Raw genomic sequence first — 18,698 nt, 5'->3', positions numbered from 1 at the left:
GGGCCATCAATCGGAATGCCTTCCTAGCGTCTGCGATGTGCCAGTAAGCAACAACAAGACGACACGGGTCGCCGTGCTCGCCGACTCCGACACCCGATGGAAATGGGGCTCGCTCACCGCGAGCCGCCTCGCGGGATCCGTGGAGGGCGCTGCGGAAGCAACGGGTGAGCGGGGCCTGCACCTCGACGGATACCTGCTGCGCGGCCGGGCCACCCCGACGCCCCGCCAGCTCGAAGAGGTGGGTGTGCGGGCGGACAGCCTGCGCGAGGTCACCGCCATCGAGTTCCTGAAGGCGATCGAGGCGAACGGCCGCGACTCCGGCGGCCGTGGATCCGACGGCGGTGACGAGGCCCCGTACGACATCATCGTCCTCGCCCTCGTCGGCGGCGCCGTCCAGGCCGTCCTGCACGGGCTCGCCCGCGTCTGGAACGGCAGCGCCCGCCGCCCCCTCGTCGTCACCGGCTACGTCGGCGTGGTCTACGAGAAGCTCGCCGACGGACTGCTCCTGCGGCACGGCGCGGACGTCGTCCTCGCCAACTCCCGCCAGGACGCGGAGCGTTTCCGCGAGGTGTACGACGGCGTGGGCGCCGACGCGTCCGGTGTCGTGGAGGCCGCGCTGCCGTTCCTCGGCGGCGAGCCGTACGCCCCGCGCGAGCCGCACACTGTCGTCTTCGCCGCCCAGCCCTCCGTACCGGAGAAGCGCGCGGACCGCAGCTACCTGCTGTCCCGCCTGCTCCAGCACGCCAAGCGGCACCCCGAGCGCGAGGTCCTGCTCAAGCTGCGCAGCAAGCCCGGCGAGCACACCACGCACATCGAGGAACTGCCGTACCAGAAGCTGGTCCGCAGCGAGGACGTGCCGCCCAACTTCCGCCTCGTCTACGGGCACATGGGCGAGGTGCTCGACCGCACCGACCTGCTCGTCACCGTCAGCTCCACCGCCGCGCTCGAAGCGCTGCACCGGCGCGTCCCGACGGCCGTCCTCACCGACCTCGGCATCCGCGAGGCCCTCGGCAACCACGCCTTCATCGGCTCCGGCTGCCTCGCCTCCTGGGACCAGCTCGACGCCGGGCACAGCCCCACCCCCGACCCCGAGTGGGTCGCGCGGCAGGGCGTCGCCGCCGACGGGGCGTACGAGACGGCCTTCGACGCGGCCCGCAAGCGCGTAGCGGAGCTCGCAGAGCGCGCCCGCGACGGCTCCCTCGACCCGATCCGCCCGTACTACACGCTGGTCACCGCCCCCGGCTACCTGCCCGGCATACTCGCCCGCCACCACCTGGGCCCGGACGCGGGACCGCTGCCCGGCGCGCCCGCCGCGGACCGCGAGCCCGGCCCCGTCCGCCAGGCCGTCCGCACCGCCGCCCGCGGCGCGTACCGCCACGGCGTGCAGCGCGTCGCGCCGGTCATCCGACGGATGGGCGAGCTGTGACGCCGCCGGACGGCACGGCTGGGCGCCCCGTGATCCCGCCGCAGGCCGCAGCGGACCGGCCGAATCCCGCGCCGCTCCTGCCGCCCTCGCCGCTCCCGCCGACAAGCCCCCCACCAGGCACCCCTGAAGGAGCCTCCATGTCCAAGCCCCACCCAGAGGGCGAACCGGTACGCCGCGTCCTCGCCGTCATCCCCGCGCGAGGCGGGTCCAAGGGGGTGCCCGCCAAGAACCTGGCGCCGGTCGGCGGCATCCCGCTGGTGGCCCGCGCGGTGCGTGCCTGCGTGGCATCGCCGCAGGTCACCGACGTGGTGGTGTCCACCGACGACCCGGTGATCGCCGAGACGGCGCGCGCCGCAGGCGCCGAGGTGGTGCTCCGCCCCGCCGCCATCGCCGGTGACACGGCGACCAGCGAGGCCGCGGTGCTGCACGCGATGGACGGGTACGAGGAGCGCCACGGCGTCACCGTCGACGTGGTCCTGCTGGTGCAGTGCACCAGCCCCTTCATCACCCGCGAGGACGTCGACGGCGTCGTCGGGGCCATCACCGACGGCGGCGCGGACACCGCGCACACCGTCGCGGCCTTCCACGGCTTCATCTGGCGCGACGCCCGCGACGAGCCGCCCGCCATCGAGGAAGCGGCCACCGCCGCCGAGGGCGGCACCACCAAGGTCGTCACCGACACCGTCACCTCCGGCGGCTACGGCGTGAACCACGACAAGTCGTTCCGCCCCCGCCGCCAGGACCGCCCCCAGGACCTCCTGGAGACCGGCGCGGTGTACGGCATGGCGGCGCCCGGGTTCCGTACGCACAAGCACCGCTTCTTCGGGCACACGGAACTCGTACGCACCGACCCCGCGCGCGTGTTGGAGATCGACGACCCGCACGATCTCGCCCGCGCCCGCGCCCTCGCCCCGCTCTTCGACGCGGATCGCGACGGGGCGCTCCCGACCCGCGACGACATCGACGCGGTCGTACTCGACTTCGACGGCACCCAGACGGACGACAAGGTGCTGATCGACTCCGACGGACGGGAGTTCGTCACCGTGCACCGCGGTGACGGCCTCGGCATCGCGGCCCTGCGCAGGTCGGGCCTGTCGCTGCTGATCCTGTCCACGGAACGGAACCCGGTCGTCGCCGCCCGCGGACGGAAGCTCGACATCCCCGTCCTGCACGGCATCGACCGCAAAGACCTCGCACTGAAGCAGTGGTGCGAGGAGCAGGGCATCGCTCCCGAGCGCGTGCTCTACGTCGGCAACGACGTCAATGACCTCCCGTGCTTCGGCCTTGTCGGCTGGCCCGTGGCGGTCGCGAGCGCCCACGACGTCGTGCGCGGCGCCGCACGCGCGGTCACCTCCGTCCCCGGCGGTGACGGCGCGATCCGAGAGATCGCCGCCTGGATCCTCGGCCCCTCCCTCAACAGTTAAGGAAAGTCCCCCCATGAGCAACACGGCCTCCAACGACCGCCTGCGCACGTTCGGTTCGAAGACCGCAGGGCCGGGCCACCCCGTCTACATCACGGGTGAGATCGGCATCAACCACAACGGCGACCTGGAGAACGCCTTCGCGCTCATCGACGTGGCCGCCGACGCCGGCTGCGACGCGGTGAAGTTCCAGAAGCGCACCCCGGAGATCTGCACCCCGCGCGACCAGTGGGACATCGAGCGCGACACCCCCTGGGGCCGGATGACGTACATCGACTACCGCCACCGCGTGGAGTTCGGCGAGTCCGAGTACCAGGCCATCAGCGAGCACTGCGCCAAGCGCGGCATCGACTGGTTCGCTTCCCCGTGGGACACCGAGGCCGTCGCCTTCCTGGAGAAGTTCGACGTCCCGGCCCACAAGGTCGCCTCCGCCTCCCTGACGGACGACGAGCTGCTCCGCGCCCTGCGCGCCACGGGCCGCACGGTCATCCTCTCCACGGGCATGTCCACCCCGCGCCAGATCCGCCACGCGGTCGAGGTCCTGGGCTCGGACAACATCCTGCTCTGCCACGCCACGTCGACGTACCCGGCGAAGGCCGAGGAGCTGAACCTCCGCGTCATCAACACCCTCCAGGCCGAGTACCCGAACGTCCCGATCGGCTACTCCGGCCACGAGACGGGCCTGCAGACCACCCTCGCGGCCGTCGCCCTCGGCGCCACGTTCGTCGAGCGCCACATCACCCTGGACCGCGCGATGTGGGGCTCCGACCAGGCCGCCTCCGTCGAGCCGCAGGGCCTGTCCCGCCTCGTCCGCGACATCCGCACCATCGAGGCCTCGCTCGGCGACGGCGTCAAGAAGGTGTACGAGTCCGAGCTCGGCCCGATGAAGAAGCTCCGCCGCGTCGCGGGCGTCGTCGCCGAGTCGGACGCGGGCGACCGCGAGCCGGCCACCGTCTGACCCCTGGTCGGACACGGCACCGGGTGCCGGACATGACGTCCGACCACAGGCCGGCGGGCACCACCCGCCGGCCCGCCGGCGCCCCCGGGACCACCGGGGCGCCGGCTTCCGCGCCCCGCAGTCCCGGGCGGCGCGCCCCGCGGTCTCCCTCGCCGGAGACCGCGGTTTCGTCGGCTCCGGCCCCGGTGGCCGGGGCCGTGTCGGCTCCGGCCCGGGCGGCCGGAGCTTCGGCGGCTCCACGGGGGACCGCCGCACCGCTGTGCACGGGAGGACTCATGTCAGTACGAAGCGGTCGGCGCGCGGCCACGACGACCCGGCGCGGGACGCTGGCGTTCGTGGAGTCGCCGGTGCAGTTGCTCAATGTCTTGGAGTGGGCGCATACGGCGATGCGGGGTGAAGTCCCGCCGGGGAACCGGCGGGAGGACCCGCCCGCGAAGGGGACGGGGAACCAGCCGGAGGACCCACCCGCGAACGGTTCGGGGAACCGGCCGGAGGAACTGACCCTGGTAGTCCTCTCGCCCACCGACCCCATGACCCGCGGCCAGCTCCGCCGCATGGCCGAACTGGCGCGCGGCGAGGGCTTCCATGTGCGCTGGGAGGAGGCGCGGGGCGGCACCACGGCGCCGTTCCACACGATCGGCGGCTTGGCAGGACCGCTGCGCAGGGCCCGCCGGATAGTGATCGGCGACCCGTTCTCCCGCTACGTACAACTGCTCCTGACGATCACGCGCGCCCGCGACCTGGTGGTGGTGGACGACGGCACGGCCACGATGGAGTTCATCTCCCAACTGGCGCGCGGCGAACGCCTGGTGCGCTGGCACCGGCGAGGCGGCCGCCCCGGACCGCGGGACGTCGTCTTCATGCCGGTGTCGTCGAAGGCACGCCGCCGCCTGACGCCGAGCCCGAGCGGTGACCGCACGGTGGAGGTCTTCTCCTCCATGCCGATCGAGTCGGCGCCGGAGGGCGTGCGGGTCACGGTCAACTCGTTCGCGTGGACGAGGGCGCGCTTCGGCCCGCCCCGCATCACCAAGGGCGCGGACCTGGTGGGTACGTCGCTGGTGGAGACGGGCGTGGTGGACCTGGACCGCTACATCGAGGCGGTGAAGTCGCTGGCCGGGACGCACGGCGCGGCCCGCTACTTCGCGCACCGCCGCGAGAGCGCGGAGAAACTCCACCGCCTGGCAGTGGACACGGGCCTCCAGGTGGTCCGCCCCGACCTCCCCCTGGAACTCATCGCCCGCAGAGGCCCCATCGGCCGCACCATCCTCAGCTTCCCCTCCACGGTCGTCCACACCCTCCCCCTCGCCCTGGCCGGCACGGACGTCAAGGTCGCGGTCATGGACATCGACCCCACCTGGCTCACGGACTCGGCATCCCCCCGCGCCCAGGGCTTCCTCTCGGGGGTCACGGGGACGGCACGGGATGTGCAGCGGTTGGCTTCGGAGGCGGATGGGCCTGCGGCGGCTTCTGCGGAGGACGTGGGGGGCCTGGCGGCGGCCGCGGGGTCGCCTGCGGCGTTGGGGCAGGCGGCTCCGGCATAGGGCGACACCACGTCTGTTGACAAAATATTTGCGGTTGCTTTGCGTTACGAATGGAGCCGCAGCGGAGCACGCCGTGGCTGGATCAGCGCTGCGCCCAGCCGGCTGGGCGGGCTCTTCGCTGAACGCCAACTCCCGTAACCGCAAACAGTTCTGCATCACTGGCGTTCCCTGAGCACTCCTGCACCAGATGCCCCGGAGGTGATCCGGGAATGGCCGGTACTCATCTGGGCCGGAAGCATTCAGTGGCTCCCCGTGACGGCGCGTGACGCGCCGCGTTCCCGAGTGCATTGACGAATCGACTTGGCTCCCCTTTTACTCACCCCGCTGTGAACGTTCTGTGACGGTGTTCTGTAACTCTGGGGTGGGGACTGTGGAGTTGGTTCGGAAGGCGCGCCGTGGCGCACGGCTGACGAGGTGGGGAGTGGCCGGAGCCCTGGTGGTGGCGGCCACGACGTCCATGTCCATGAGCGCGCCATCGGCGGCAGCAGCGGCCGCGTGTACCGAAGGGACCGGATCGGACTTCAACGGCGACGGCCTCCGCGACATGGCTGTGGCCGATTCCGAGGCGACCGTGTCGGGCAAGGCCGGAGCCGGTCTCGTCCGCGTCGTGCTCGGCGGCGACAAGGGCGTCTTCGAGATCTCCCAGAAGCTGAGCGGCATGACGGCCGACCCGGAGACGGGTGACAAGTTCGGTTCGTCGATCGCGGTGTACGACGCCGACAAGGACGGGTGCGACGACCTGGCAGTCGGCGCGCCCTACGAGGACGTCACCACTTCCGACGGCGCCCAGGCGGACGCCGGCGCCGTGTATGTCATCCACGGCAGGCCCTCGGGCATCGGTGAGGGCTCCACCATCCGGAGCTACACACAGGCTGGTCTGGACGGGGACACCGCGACCGAGGCCGGAGACCTCTTCGGCTACGCACTCGCGGCCGGCACCAAATCGGGAGGCAAGCCGTACCTCGCCATCGGCGTGCCGGGCGAGGCCATCGGCAACGTCTCGGACGCGGGATGCATCCACTACGTCCAGGGCACCGCCAAGACCACGGTCAACCAGGACGACCCGGATGTGCCGGGTGTGGCCGAGGCCAACGACCGGTTCGGTCAGAGTCTCGCGGCCACGAGCCGCTTCATCGCCGTGGGGGCGCCCGGCGAGGCGATCGGCGAGGAGTCGTTCGCCGGTGCGGTGACGCTGTTCAACCACACCATCGAGGACGGGCGGCCGACGTCCCTGGACGGGGTGGACGAGAACCACCCGGCTCTGGTGTCCGGCGCGTCCGCCAAGGACGACCGTTTCGGCACTGCGCTGTCCATGGTCCCGTACCGCCCGTCGGGCGCAGACTCCGAGACGGACGCGCTGCTCGCCGTCGGAACGCCCAACGAGAACGTGGGCACGGTCGCGGACGCCGGCGCCGTCACCGTCATCCGGATCAAGCCGTCCGGCGCCGTCACAGAGGCCAACTTCATGGACCGGCTGGCGTCCGGCGGCGACGACCGCCCGGCGGTTTCGGACTTCTTCGGCCAGCGGGTCGCCCTGGCAAACACCGACCCGGGTGCGACCGGCACCGCCGAGACGATCAAGCTGGCCGTCAGCGTCCCCAACCAGGAGGTGGGCGCGGTGGAGAACGCGGGCGCCGTGCACATCCTGTCGGCGCTCGGCTCGCCGGGCCGAGGGGGCAAGGTCCTCACGCGAGGGCACGGCCTGCCGGGCACGGCCGAGCCGCGTGACTTCGTGGGCCTCGGGCTGTGGGGCACGTACAAGGACCTGTACGTCGGAGTGCCCTACAGCAAGACCTCGGGCGACCGCAGGGGCCTGGTGTACGCGGCGTCCTGGAAGCACATCGAGGACGGTACGGGGTCGGTGCGCACGGTGAAGCCGGGCGCGGACGGCGTCCCTGACGAGGGCAAGGCGTTCGGCTCCGACATCCGCTAGCCCGAGGGCGGGTCGGCGTGCACCGTGCTGCGTACGCGCCGACGTCCGGCTCATGGCTCAGGCACGGCTTTCGACTCAGGGGGAATTGTGAACAGCAGGGCAGTTCGGCGTGCGCGAAGAAGTACGGCCCTGGTGGCCGGTGCGCTCACCTCCGTCCTCGCGGTGGTGGTCGCCGGACTGCCCGCGGCGGCGGCACCGGACGAGCGGCCGTCCGCGGCCACGAGTCCGGCTCCGCGCACGGCACTGACGGACGACGCCGCGCGGCAGCGGTCGGACGAGTCCGGCAAGCGCGTCGAAGTCCTCGGCCGGCGCACCGAACGCAGCCAGACGTTCGCGAACCCGGACGGCACCCTCACCGTCAAGCAGTACGCGCAGCCGGTCCGTACGCGCAAGGGCGGCACCTGGACCGACATCGACACGACGCTGGTCAAGCAGCGCAACGGCACCCTGGCGCCCAGGGCCACCCCCACCGCCGTGACCCTCTCCGGCGGCGGTGACGGCCCCTTCGCCACACTGGTGCGCGACGGCAGGACGCTCTCGCTGTCCTGGCCCGGCAAGCTGCCCGCCCCCGAGGTCGAGGGCGCCACCGCCACGTACCGCGCGGTCCTGCCGGACGTCGACCTCGTCGTCCGTGCGGAGCCCGAGGGGTTCGCCCACCTGCTGGTCGTCAAGTCCGCCGAGGCGGCGGCCAATCCGAAGCTGACCGCCATCGACATGCCCGTCGAGACCCGGGGCGTCGACCTGAGCGAGGCCGCCGGGGGCGGGCTCGTGGCGAAGGACCCGGGCACGGGCGGCACGGTGTTCGAGGCCCCGCAGCCCGTGATGTGGGACTCCAGCGGCGAAAGCCGCCCCGCGGGGCGCCAGAAGCGCGCGGCTGCGGCACCCCAAGCCGCACCGGGCGACGGCGCCCGGGTCGCGGACGTCTCCCTCGGCCTGCGCCGTGACGTCATGACCCTGAAGCCCGACATGAGCCTGCTCCGGGGCGAGAACACGCGCTATCCGGTGATCATCGACCCGGTCGCAAGGACCAAGAGCCGCACGGCATGGACGTGGGTGTCGTCCGCGAAGCCCGGCCTCGAGGGGTGGAAATTCCCCAACTCCGACGACGGCGTCGAGTCCGGCAAGGGCGTCGGCCGCTGCCCCGCGAACTTCTCCGTGCGCTGCACCGGCAGCGACGACGTGCAGCGGCAGTACTACGCGCTGCCGACCGGGAGCTTCGAGGACAAGAGGATCCTCAAGGCCGAGTTCGCGATCACGCTGGTGCACACGTACAACAGCGAGGCCCGCTCGGTCCAGCTGCACCGGGTGAACAGTTCGGGAGGCAGTGCCATCAACTCCCGTACCAACTGGTCCAACCGGCCCTCCAGCAAGGACCACATCACGTCGGAGTCGCCGACCAACCCGACCGGATCCTGCTCGGCCACCAACCAGAACGTTCGCTTCAACGTGAAGGGCACCGTGCAGAAGGCGGCGTCCAGCGGCTGGGACACCACGACGTTCGGACTGCAGGCCGCCACCGAGGACTCGTACGTGTCGTGGAAGCGGTTCTGCAACAACGCGGCGCTCGAGGTGACGTACAACCGGCCGCCCTACCAGCCGAGGATGGACGACCTGTCCATGGACTACGGGGGCAAGTGCGCCTACGGCGAGGCCACCAAGCACTACACGAAGGAAGTGCCGACGCTGTCGGCGGAGATCTGGGACCCGGACCACGGCGACGCGCACGGCAACACGGAGACGCTCAGGGCCCAGTTCGAGATCTTCTGGACGGACAAGAACGGCGACGAGAAGAAGTACGTCGTCACGACCGGGTACAAGCAGTCGGATTCGCAGCGGGGCCGGGACAGCGGCGTCGCCGGGTTCAGCTACAAGGTCGGTGCGGACATCCGCGGCGACGGCACGGGAAAGTTCACGCTGCCGGAGAACACCGTGATCGGATGGTGGGTGCGCGGCGGCGACGACATCGCCAGCTCGGACGAATCCTGGGGGCCGTGGAGCCACGAAGGATCCGGAACCCGGTGCGAGTTCATCCTCGACAAGACCAAGCCCGCCGCGCCGGAGGTGAAGTCCGAGAAGTACCCCAACGACGAGAAGTGGCACGCGGGCGTGGGTGACTACGGCACCTTCGAGCTGCACTCCGAGGGAACCGACGTGGTCAAGTACTCCTACCAGTTCACGGGCGAGGACGAGAGGACCGTCACGCCGGGTGCGCCCGGCAGACCGGTCACCCTGCGCTGGATGCCGCAGCGCGAAGCCCCGATGACCCTGTTCGTCAGAGCGGAGGACCGCGCGGGCAACGCCAAGGACATCACCAGGTCCTACCGCTTCCGGGTCGCCAAGGGGCGCTCGGCCAAGGCGTCCTGGGCGCTGGCGGACCCGGTCGGATCGAAGCAGGCCGCGGGCAACGACAACACACCGGCGGCCACGGCCGGCTCGGGCGTGACATTCGGCGAGGACGGCCCGCACGGCTCGGTGCGTACGGCGGCCACCCTGAACGGCGGCAGCGGCGCCTACCTCAACACCGGTCAGCACGTCGTCGACACGGACAAGACCTTCTCCGTGGCGGCCTGGGTGCAGCTGCCCGAACTGCCGAAGACCTCGATGAGCGTGCTCAGCCAGGACGGAACGGCCCAGTCGGGCTTCTCGCTCGGATACGACGCCGCCTCCAGGCGCTGGTCCTTCCTCGCACCCGACAGCGAGATGAACTCGATGATCTCGTGGCAGGTCCAGGGCCCCAAGCCCGTGGCCGGCGAGTGGACCCACCTCGTCGGCGTCTACGACAAGGACGAGGTCAAGGCCGGTACCCACGGAACCATGCGCATGTACGTCAACGGCACGCTCGTGAAGGGTGACGTCCAGGAGCGCCCGACGAGCTGGAACGCCACCGGCTCGCTGCAGATCGGGCGTGCCCTGGAGCCCGACGGATACACCGCGAACCTCAAGGGGACGGTCGCGGACGCCCAGGTCTTCGACCGTGTCCTCGCCGTCGGCGAGACGCGGAGCCTGGGCGGGCTCCCGCCGCTGCAGCGCGCCTACTGGGACATGGACGAGTCCACTGACGGAGTGGTCCCGGACCGTTCGGAGGGCAGGGGCCTGACGATGCGCGGCGGGGCCTCCGTCTACCAGGCGGAAGACTCCTGCGATGTCCTCGACCCGAACTGCAAGGTGGCCGAGCAGCCGCTGTGGGGCGACGGCCACCTCGCCCTGAACGGAAAGGACGGGTACGCCGCCCGCCCGGCCGGGCTGCTGAAGTCCAAGGCCAGCTTCACGGTCACGGCACGGGCCAGGCTCGCCTCGCCCGACGCCACGGCCAGCCAGACGGTGTTCTCGCTGCCCGGGACCGAGGGGACGGCGGCCACCGTCCGGTTCGACAAGGAAAGCGGCCGCTGGCAGCTGCGCCTCACTGAGAAGGACACACCGGACGCGCCCGTGCAGGAGGCGACGGCGAAGGGGGTCGAGCCCAGCATCTCGGGCGACGGCGATCACCTCGCGCTCTCCTACAACGCCCTCTTCGAAGAGGTCCGCCTCTACGTGAACGGCCAGTGGACCGATCAGGTCGTGAAGTGGCCCAACGACTGGGACTTCGCCACGACCGGTGTGCAGGTGGGCCGCTCGGGGCTGACGTCGGGATCCGGCTACTTCTCCGGCGCGATCGACGAAGTACGGGTCTTCGAAGGAGCCTTCGACGAGGCCTTGGTGGCCACCGTGGCGAATCTCGAGTCCGGCGTGAACCTGGACGGAACGGTGACGTAGGCGCGGACAGCCGGACGGGGCGGCCCAACAGCCGGCCGCTCCGTCCGCCACACCTCTCTGCCGCCTCCTCCTTCCGATACTTCCCGGAGATGTGACATGTCTACGTCCAAGTGCTTCCGTCTGCCCTCCTGGTCCGCGCACCCCGGAGCACGCCGCCCGGTGATCCTCGCCCTCGGCGTCTCACTGGCCGTGGGACTGCTCCCGCAGTACGCCCCGGAAGCGGCGGCCGACGACAAGGGGCGCACCCGCCCCGGAGTCCAGCAGGACCTCGGCAAGCCCGTGCCCGGCACGTCCCTCAAGGCCGAGGGCCGCAAGGCCAACCCGGCGGAGAAGGCGCGGATGGACAAGGCGGCCGAGGTCAGGTGGCCGAAGCCCGGAAGCGACGCGGTGTCACTCGGATCCTCGGCGCGGCCGGCCAAGGCCGCGGGCCTTCCGGTGAGGATCGGCCCACCCGGGAAACGCGAGAGATCCGGGCCACAGGCCCCGGACACCGTCGAGGTCGACGTGGCCGGCCGGGAGAGGACGAAGGCCGCGGGCGTGGACGGCGTTCTGCTCACGATCGCCGACGCCGACAAGACCCCACGGTCGGGCAAGACTCCACAGACCGGCAAGGCCCCGCGGCCGGGCAAGGCCGACAGGCCAAGGGCCGCGCGCCTCACCCTCGACTACTCCGGGTTCGCCGAGGCGTACGGCGCCGGATACGGATCCCGCCTGCGTCTCGTGCGGCTCCCGGAGTGCGCGCTGAGCACACCGCGAAAGCGCGGCTGTGCCACCGCACACGACCTGCCCACGACCAATGACACCGCTGCCAGAACCCTGACCGCCGACGTTCCCCTCGGGGAGCGCGGCGACCGGTCCGCCCCCACGGTCCTCGCGGCGACCGCCGGGTCCTCCGGTGACCAGGGCAGCTTCGGCGCCACACCCCTCGCGCCGTCCGCGGAGTGGAGCGTCTCCAACTCCTCCGGCGCGTTCAACTGGACGTACCCGCTGCGCACACCGCCCGCGCCGGGCGGACTCGTGCCGTCGGTCTCGCTGGGCTACAACTCCCAGTCCGTGGACGGCCAGACCGGGGCCACCAACAACCAGGGCTCCTGGATCGGGCAAGGCTTCGGCTACGAGCCCGGCTTCATCGAGCGGCGCTACAAGCCGTGCGCCGAGACCGGCCATGGCGAGACCAACGGCGACCAGTGCTGGGCCTACGACAACGCCACCATCCAGCTGGGCGGCGGCAGTTCGGGCGAGCTGATCCTGGACGATGCCACCGGAAAGTGGCGGATCAGCGGCGACGACAACAGCAAGGTCGAGAAGCTGTCCGGGGCCGGCAACGGCGACGACAACGGCGAGCACTGGCGCGTCACCACGACCGACGGCACCGAGTACTACTTCGGCCTGGACAACCTGCCCGGATACACCTCCGGCAAGGAACAGACCGGTTCGACCTGGACCGTCCCGGTCTACGGCGACGATGCCAAAGAGCCCTGCTACGACGCGACGTTCGCCAACGCCCACTGCAAGCAGGCCTGGCGCTGGAACCTCGACTACGTCGTTGACCCGCACGGCAACGCCATGTCGTACTTCTACGGCAAGGAGACCAACTACTACACCCAGGGCCTGAAGACCGACGAGAACGGCAAGTCCTACACGCGCGGCGGCTACCTCAAGCGGATCGACTACGGTCAGCGCCACGAGAAGGTGTACAGCACCCCTGCCGCCGCCCGCATGGTGTTCGACATCGACGAGCGGTGTGAGGGCGCGGCGGCGGACTGCCAGTCCGGCGACCTCACGGACGCGACGGCCGGCCGTTGGCCCGACGTCCCCTGGGACCTCAACTGCAAGGCCGACACCAAGTGCAAGGGCCAGAACAGTCCCACCTTCTGGACCCGTAAGAAGCTGAGCAAGGTCACGACGCAGATCCGCTACGGCGACGGCTACGCGGACGTCGACTCCTGGACCCTCGGCCACCTCTTCACCGACAACGGCGACAGCTCGAAGTCGCTGTGGCTCAACACCATCAAGCAGACCGGTCACGCGGGCTCCGGCACCACTGAGACCCCGGCTGTGGAACTGCTCGGCACACAGTTGCCCAACCGCGTCGACAAGCAGGGCGACGACATTCAGGCGATGAACCGCTTCCGCCTCTCCGGGGTCGACAACGGCTCCGGCGGCCAGATGAGCGTCATCTACCGAAAGGCCGAGTGCACGGCGAGCGACCTGCCCCCGGAGGATTCGCCCAAGACAGCCTGCTTCCCGGTCAAGTGGAATCCGCCGGGCAAGGTGAAGCCGATCACCGACTGGTTCCACAAGTACCTGGTCGCCCGCGTGGTCGAGGACGACCTGACCGCGGACACTCCGGACAGCGTCAGCACGTACGAGTACGAGGGTGCCGCGGGCTGGAAGAAGGCCCGGGCCGATGGCATCGGCAAGAGCGAGTACCGCACGCACAGCGACTGGCGCGGTTACGGCAAGGTCCGCGTGACCAGGTCCGATGGCACCGTCAGCGCCGCCGAACAGCGAACCGAGCACGTCTTCCTGCGGGGCCTCGGCGGCGAGGTCACGGACTCGATGGGCACGAAGCACGCCGACGACGACGAACTCTCCGGCCAGGAACTGGAGACGACCACGTACAACGGCGGCTTCTCGGCCGACAAGGTCGTCTCGAAGAGCATCAGCACGATGTGGACCCGCACCACCGCGACCCGGGAGAAGGACTGGGGCACTCGCAAGGCCTTCTACGTACGCCCCCAGACCACGCGGACGTACACCGCGCTGGGCGGCGACAAATGGCAGGAGGTGGCCGCCACCACCCGCTACGACGCCACCACCGGCCGCGCGGTCGAGACCGACGACTTCGGAAAGATCGGCGACGGCGGCGACAACCAGTGCGTCCGCAACGAGTTCGCGGACAACAAGGAAGAGCACATCTACGACCTGGTCTCCCGGGTCGAGAAGGTCGCGGTCACGTGCGAGACGAAGCCTGACCGCAAGACGCAGGTCATCTCCGACGACCTCACGCTCTACGACGGCAAGGGCCTGGGCGACGCACCCGTCAAGGGCGACGCCACGACTGTGCGGCGGCTGTCGAAGCACGACGGCGCCACGGCCACGTACCAGACGGTGTCCGAGACCGCGGCCACGGACTTCGACAGGTTCGGGCGTCCGCTGAAGGTCAAGGACGCCAAGGGCACCGAGACGAAGTTCGACTACACCGAGACCGACGGGCTCACGACCAGGCAGACGGAGACCAATCCGCTGGGCTGGCAGGTGTCCACGGAGTACGTCCGCTCGTGGGGCGCCCCGTCCGCACAGGTCGACATGAACGGCAAGCGCAGCGACCTCGGCTACGACGCCCTCGGCCGGCTCACCTCGGTCTGGATGCCCGACCGGTCCCGGGACAAGGACTTCTCCCCGTCCATCAAGTACACCTACCTGGTCCGCAAGAGCGCGCCGACCGCGGTCAAGACGGAGAAGATCGAGAACAACGGCACGTCCTACGGCACCGAGTACACCCTCTACGACGGACTGCTGCGGCCCCGCCAGCAGCAGTCCGAGGGCACGGGCGGTGGCAGCATCGTCGCCGACACGCACCACGACGGAATCGGCAACGTCGTCAAGACGGCCACGGACTACTACACCAAGGAAGCCCGCCCCGGCCAGATCTTCAAGCCCACCGGTCAGGTGGACGGCCAGACCGTCACACGCTACGACGGCGCGGGCCGCAAGACGGCCGAGATCTTCCAGGTCGCCGACGAGGAGAAGTGGCGCACCACGTACGCCTACGGCGGCGACCGCGTCCACGTCGACCCGCCGGCCGGTTCGGCGCCCACCACGACGGTCACCGACGGCCGTGGCAGGACGACGGAGGTCCGCCGCTACAAGGGCGACAAGCCGCTGCCCACCGGCACTTCGGCCGACTACGAGACCACGTCGTACACCTACACGCCGGCAGGACAGCTCAAGTCCGTCGAGGACGCGGCGGACAACACCTGGTCGTACGGCTACGACCAGCGCGGCCGCAAGACGTCGTCGAGCGACCCGGACACCGGCAAGTCCACGTACACGTACGACACCCTGGACCGTCTCGTCGCCACCACGGACATGCGGGGCAGGACGACGTCCACCAAGTACGACGAACTGGGCCGCCCCACGTCCACGTGGGAGGGCGAACCGGACAAGGGCACTCAGCTCACCGCCTCGACCTACGACCACGTCGCCAAGGGACAGCCGTACGGCACGTACAAGTACGAGAACGGCAAGGTCCAGACCTCCACGCTCAACGTCCAGTTGGACGAGATGTACCAGCCGACGCTGACCAAGGTGGCACTGGGCGGTGACACGGCCACCGAACTCGCGGGCACCTACGAGTTCGGCACCCAGTACAACCCGGACGGCACGGTCCAGTCCCAGCGCGTCCCCGCCGCCGGCGGCCTCGGCTCCGAGACGCTCACGTACACGTACGACGCCCTGCAGCGCCCGACGCAGCTCCTGTCCAACCTGGACGGCAAGCAGCAGGGGGCATACGTCGGTCAGGCCTCCTACGCCCCGACGTCCCAGCTCCAGCAGCTGGAACTGGGCACGATCGGCGGCTCGGACGGGCACAAGACGTGGCTCACCTACGAGCGCGAGCGCGGCACCGACCGGCTTGCGAACTCCAGGGTGGACGTCTCGGGCGTCGACGCGGTGACGTACGACGCGGACTACACGTACGACGCGTCCGGCAACGTCACCTCGATCGCCGACACCCCGCAGGGCGGCGCGGCGGACGTCCAGTGCTTCCGCTACGACTGGCAGCGCCGCCTGAAGTCCGCCTGGGCGACGGCCAACGCCTCCGACGAGGCCGCGGGCACCGGCAAGCAGAACAAGGCGTGCGCGAGCGACCCGAGCGCGCCCAGCCTCGGCGGCCCCGGGGCCTACTGGCAGGACTTCGACTACGACGCGTCGGGCAACCGCAGCAAGCAGGTCCTGCACGGCGTGAGCGGCAAGCCGGACGTCACACGGACGTACACCTACGGCAAGGACGCGGACGGCAACGGCGGTCCGCACACCCTGACCAAGGTCGTCCAGGAAACGCCCGCGAGCGGCAGCGGTCCCGCCGTGACCTCGCAGGACACCTTCGCGTACGACAAGGCGGGCAACACCCGTCAGCGAGTCCTGAACGGCACGTCCCAGGACCTGTCCTGGGACGCCCAGGGCAAGCTGACGAAGTCGGCGAAGCAGGACACCGGGGCGACGTCCTTCCTGTACGACGCCTCGGGCAGCCGCCTGCTGCGCAAGGAGCCCGGCAAGCAGACGCTGTACCTGCCGGGCATGGAACTCGCCCTGAACACCGACACCCGAGCGGTGCAGGCGACCCGCTACTACAGCTTCGCCGGCCAGACAGTGGCGATGCGCACGTCGGAGGGCGTGCAGTTCCTCGCGGGCGACCACCACGGGACATCGCTCGCGGCGGTGGACGCGAAGTCGGGTGACGTCACCCGGCGCCGCATGGACCCCTTCGGCAACGAGCGCGGCACCGTCGCGGCCGACGCCTGGGTGGACGACAAGGGATTCCTCGGAAAGCCGGTCGACGCCTCCACGGGTCTGACCCACATCGGGGCGCGGGAGTACGAGCCGCAGAACGGCCGCTTCATCTCCGCGGACCCACTGATCGACTTCACCGATCCGCAGCAGATCAACGGGTACGCGTACGCCAACAACAGTCCGGTCACCATGGCGGACCCGACCGGCTTCAAGCCCGATGAATGCGCCCTCATCGGCGTCCAGTGCAGGCTGAAGGACAACGGTGGCTGGGAGTCCAAGCCCACCAAGACCTACCGGACCTACTACCAGCTCGACAAGACACCGGCGCAGCGGAAGGCCATCCAGTACCGGTCGCGGGCCGACGTCGAGAAGAGCTTCGCCGTTCAGGCCGCCAAGGAACTCGGCAAGATCCTCTCGGACGAGCTGGGCATCACCGACGCCCTCGACTGCTTCTCCACCGGCAGCCTCGGCTCCTGCGGCGCCACGATTCTGAACGTCGTCACGAGCGCGATCGGCGCGAAGATCGGCCAGTTGGCGAAGAAGTATGTGTGGCACTGGAAGAAGGGCATCGCGCTCGCCAAACGGATCTGGGGCCTGCTCGGCAAGCTCAAGAGCAGCTACGGCAAGTGGCGCAGCCTGGACAAGAAGGCCGACAAACTGGAGGACGCGGCCGCGAAGGGGTGTCCCAGCTCGAACAGCTTCACACCGGGCACCAAGGTGTTGATGGCGGACGGCAGTACCAAATCCATCCGGGACGTCGACATAGGCGACGAGGTCCTCGCCACCGACCCGAAGACCGGTAAGACGAAGGTCAGAACGGTCACGGCGGAGATCAAGGGCAAGGGCACCAAGCACCTGGTCAAGGTCACCATCGACACCGACGGCAACCGGGGCACCAAGACCGCCTCGGTCACAGCCACCGACGGACACCCCTTCTGGGTACCGGAGTTGGCCGAGTGGATCGACGCGACGGACCTGCGATCCGGCCAGCTACTGCGCACGAGCGCCGGCTCGTACGTCCAGATCACGGCGGTCGAGAGGTGGACACAACAGGCGTCGGTCCACAACCTCACGGTTGCGGATCTGCATACGTACTATGTGGTGGCGGGGGTCACTTCGGTACTCGTTCACAACTGCAACACGACGGTATATCGATTGCAGACGGATCACCCAGATAGTCAGCGCCTTTCGGTAGATGGTGATGGGGGCGTCTCGATCAATGGTGACGGAATGCTGCATCTGAACATGAGCGGGAACATTGCACACACAGAGCAATTCCGCGGCTCGGGTGGTCAAATCGTCGCTTTCGATGTTCCGAGTTCGTATGTGGCTCAGGTTCGCTCAGCTGCAATCGACCAGCGTCGTCCATCTGGTATGAGCAGGCGACAGTGGAACATCTTCTCGTCGGGGCGTCCGCAGATTGATGATCCAGGCAAGGGGCCAGATTTGTACGGGCTTCCATCGGAGATGTTCCCCGGGCTCTTGGGTGCGATAATTCCAGGATCGGGGAGAGTGCTGTGATCGGCCTCTGGAACGGATCGCAGGTGATAGAGAGATGACGGGAACCGTCGAGGAAGAGCTTGGTCGGCTGTGGGTTCGCCCTATGGTGCCGCCAGTTGGTCCGCTGGCAGTGTTTCATGTGGAAGTTGGGCGATGGGAAGAAGTGGAATGCTTTGCCCGTCGCGTTCGAGGGCTCGTCGCTGCCGGGGTAGAAATTTCCCGGCACGGAGACTTCGAACTGGATCAACTTCCAGAAGATGTCCTTCCGGCATGGGCTAGAGGTGGTGATTTCTCTGAGGTGCACAGGGACGCCCGCCTCCGGTATTCCTTGCATCGTGGAGAAGAGGAGTGGACGGCGCAGGATATTCTGTTCTCATTCGAGCCGAAGCAGAGGCGTTGGAAATGGTGGGATGTGACTCTACTTGGTGGGAATTTGCTCCAGGTGTGGGTGGATTCCCTGGGAGAGCCAGTCTTCGCCTGCGACGAGCTGAGATGGATTCTCTATCTCAGCGGCGCTCATGCCGTCGTTGGGCCGTCGCTATTGTCGCCTGATCTTTGGGGGCATGAGCGGTCGGCTGGCATCGACGTGGGGTCCGCGAGCTCGGGCTGATCTGATTCGGCATCCCTCATGCAAATCTGAAGCCCCGCC

At 69.5% G+C, this 18,698-nt stretch carries 7 protein-coding genes; all 7 read left to right on the top strand.

The genetic code is table 11. The annotated features are described in order from the left end of the window. Nucleotides 1-37 precede the first annotated feature (37 nt). The 7 genes from IEY91_RS02930 to IEY91_RS02900 all read left to right on the top strand — a co-directional run bounded on the left by IEY91_RS02930 (nucleotide 38) and on the right by IEY91_RS02900 (nucleotide 18,070). A complete protein-coding gene (locus IEY91_RS02930; RefSeq protein WP_189172663.1) occupies nucleotides 38-1,426 on the top strand; it encodes a DUF6716 putative glycosyltransferase in 1,389 nt (462 codons plus the stop codon). Between the two features lie 137 nt (nucleotides 1,427-1,563). Further along, nucleotides 1,564-2,850, top strand: a complete 1,287-nt coding sequence (locus tag IEY91_RS02925) for an acylneuraminate cytidylyltransferase (RefSeq protein ID WP_189172662.1) — start codon at nucleotides 1,564-1,566, stop codon at nucleotides 2,848-2,850. 13 nt (nucleotides 2,851-2,863) lie between these two features. Further along, nucleotides 2,864-3,805, top strand: a complete 942-nt coding sequence (locus tag IEY91_RS02920) for an N-acetylneuraminate synthase family protein (protein ID WP_164321415.1) — start codon at nucleotides 2,864-2,866, stop codon at nucleotides 3,803-3,805. A gap of 275 nt (nucleotides 3,806-4,080) precedes the next feature. Then, nucleotides 4,081-5,346: a hypothetical protein gene (locus IEY91_RS02915; RefSeq protein WP_229696647.1), complete on the top strand. Its 1,266-nt coding sequence runs from the start codon at nucleotides 4,081-4,083 to the stop codon at nucleotides 5,344-5,346. 421 nt (nucleotides 5,347-5,767) lie between these two features. Beyond that, complete coding sequence (locus tag IEY91_RS02910) at nucleotides 5,768-7,279, top strand: VCBS repeat-containing protein (protein WP_229696646.1); 1,512 nt, start codon at nucleotides 5,768-5,770, stop codon at nucleotides 7,277-7,279. A 132-nt stretch (nucleotides 7,280-7,411) separates the two neighbouring features. Beyond that, entirely contained in the window at nucleotides 7,412-11,032 is a 3,621-nt protein-coding gene (locus IEY91_RS02905; protein ID WP_229696645.1) for a LamG-like jellyroll fold domain-containing protein, read from the top strand. A 96-nt stretch (nucleotides 11,033-11,128) separates the two neighbouring features. Continuing rightward, nucleotides 11,129-18,070, top strand: coding sequence for a polymorphic toxin-type HINT domain-containing protein (locus IEY91_RS02900; protein WP_189172660.1), 6,942 nt, complete (start codon nucleotides 11,129-11,131; stop codon nucleotides 18,068-18,070). Nucleotides 18,071-18,698 lie beyond the last annotated feature (628 nt).

This window comes from Streptomyces lasiicapitis (genome assembly GCF_014646335.1).
GTDB classification, from domain to species: domain Bacteria; phylum Actinomycetota; class Actinomycetes; order Streptomycetales; family Streptomycetaceae; genus Streptomyces; species Streptomyces lasiicapitis.
Note: the sequence above shows the minus strand (reverse complement) of the source record. Positions and strands in the feature narration are given on the sequence as shown.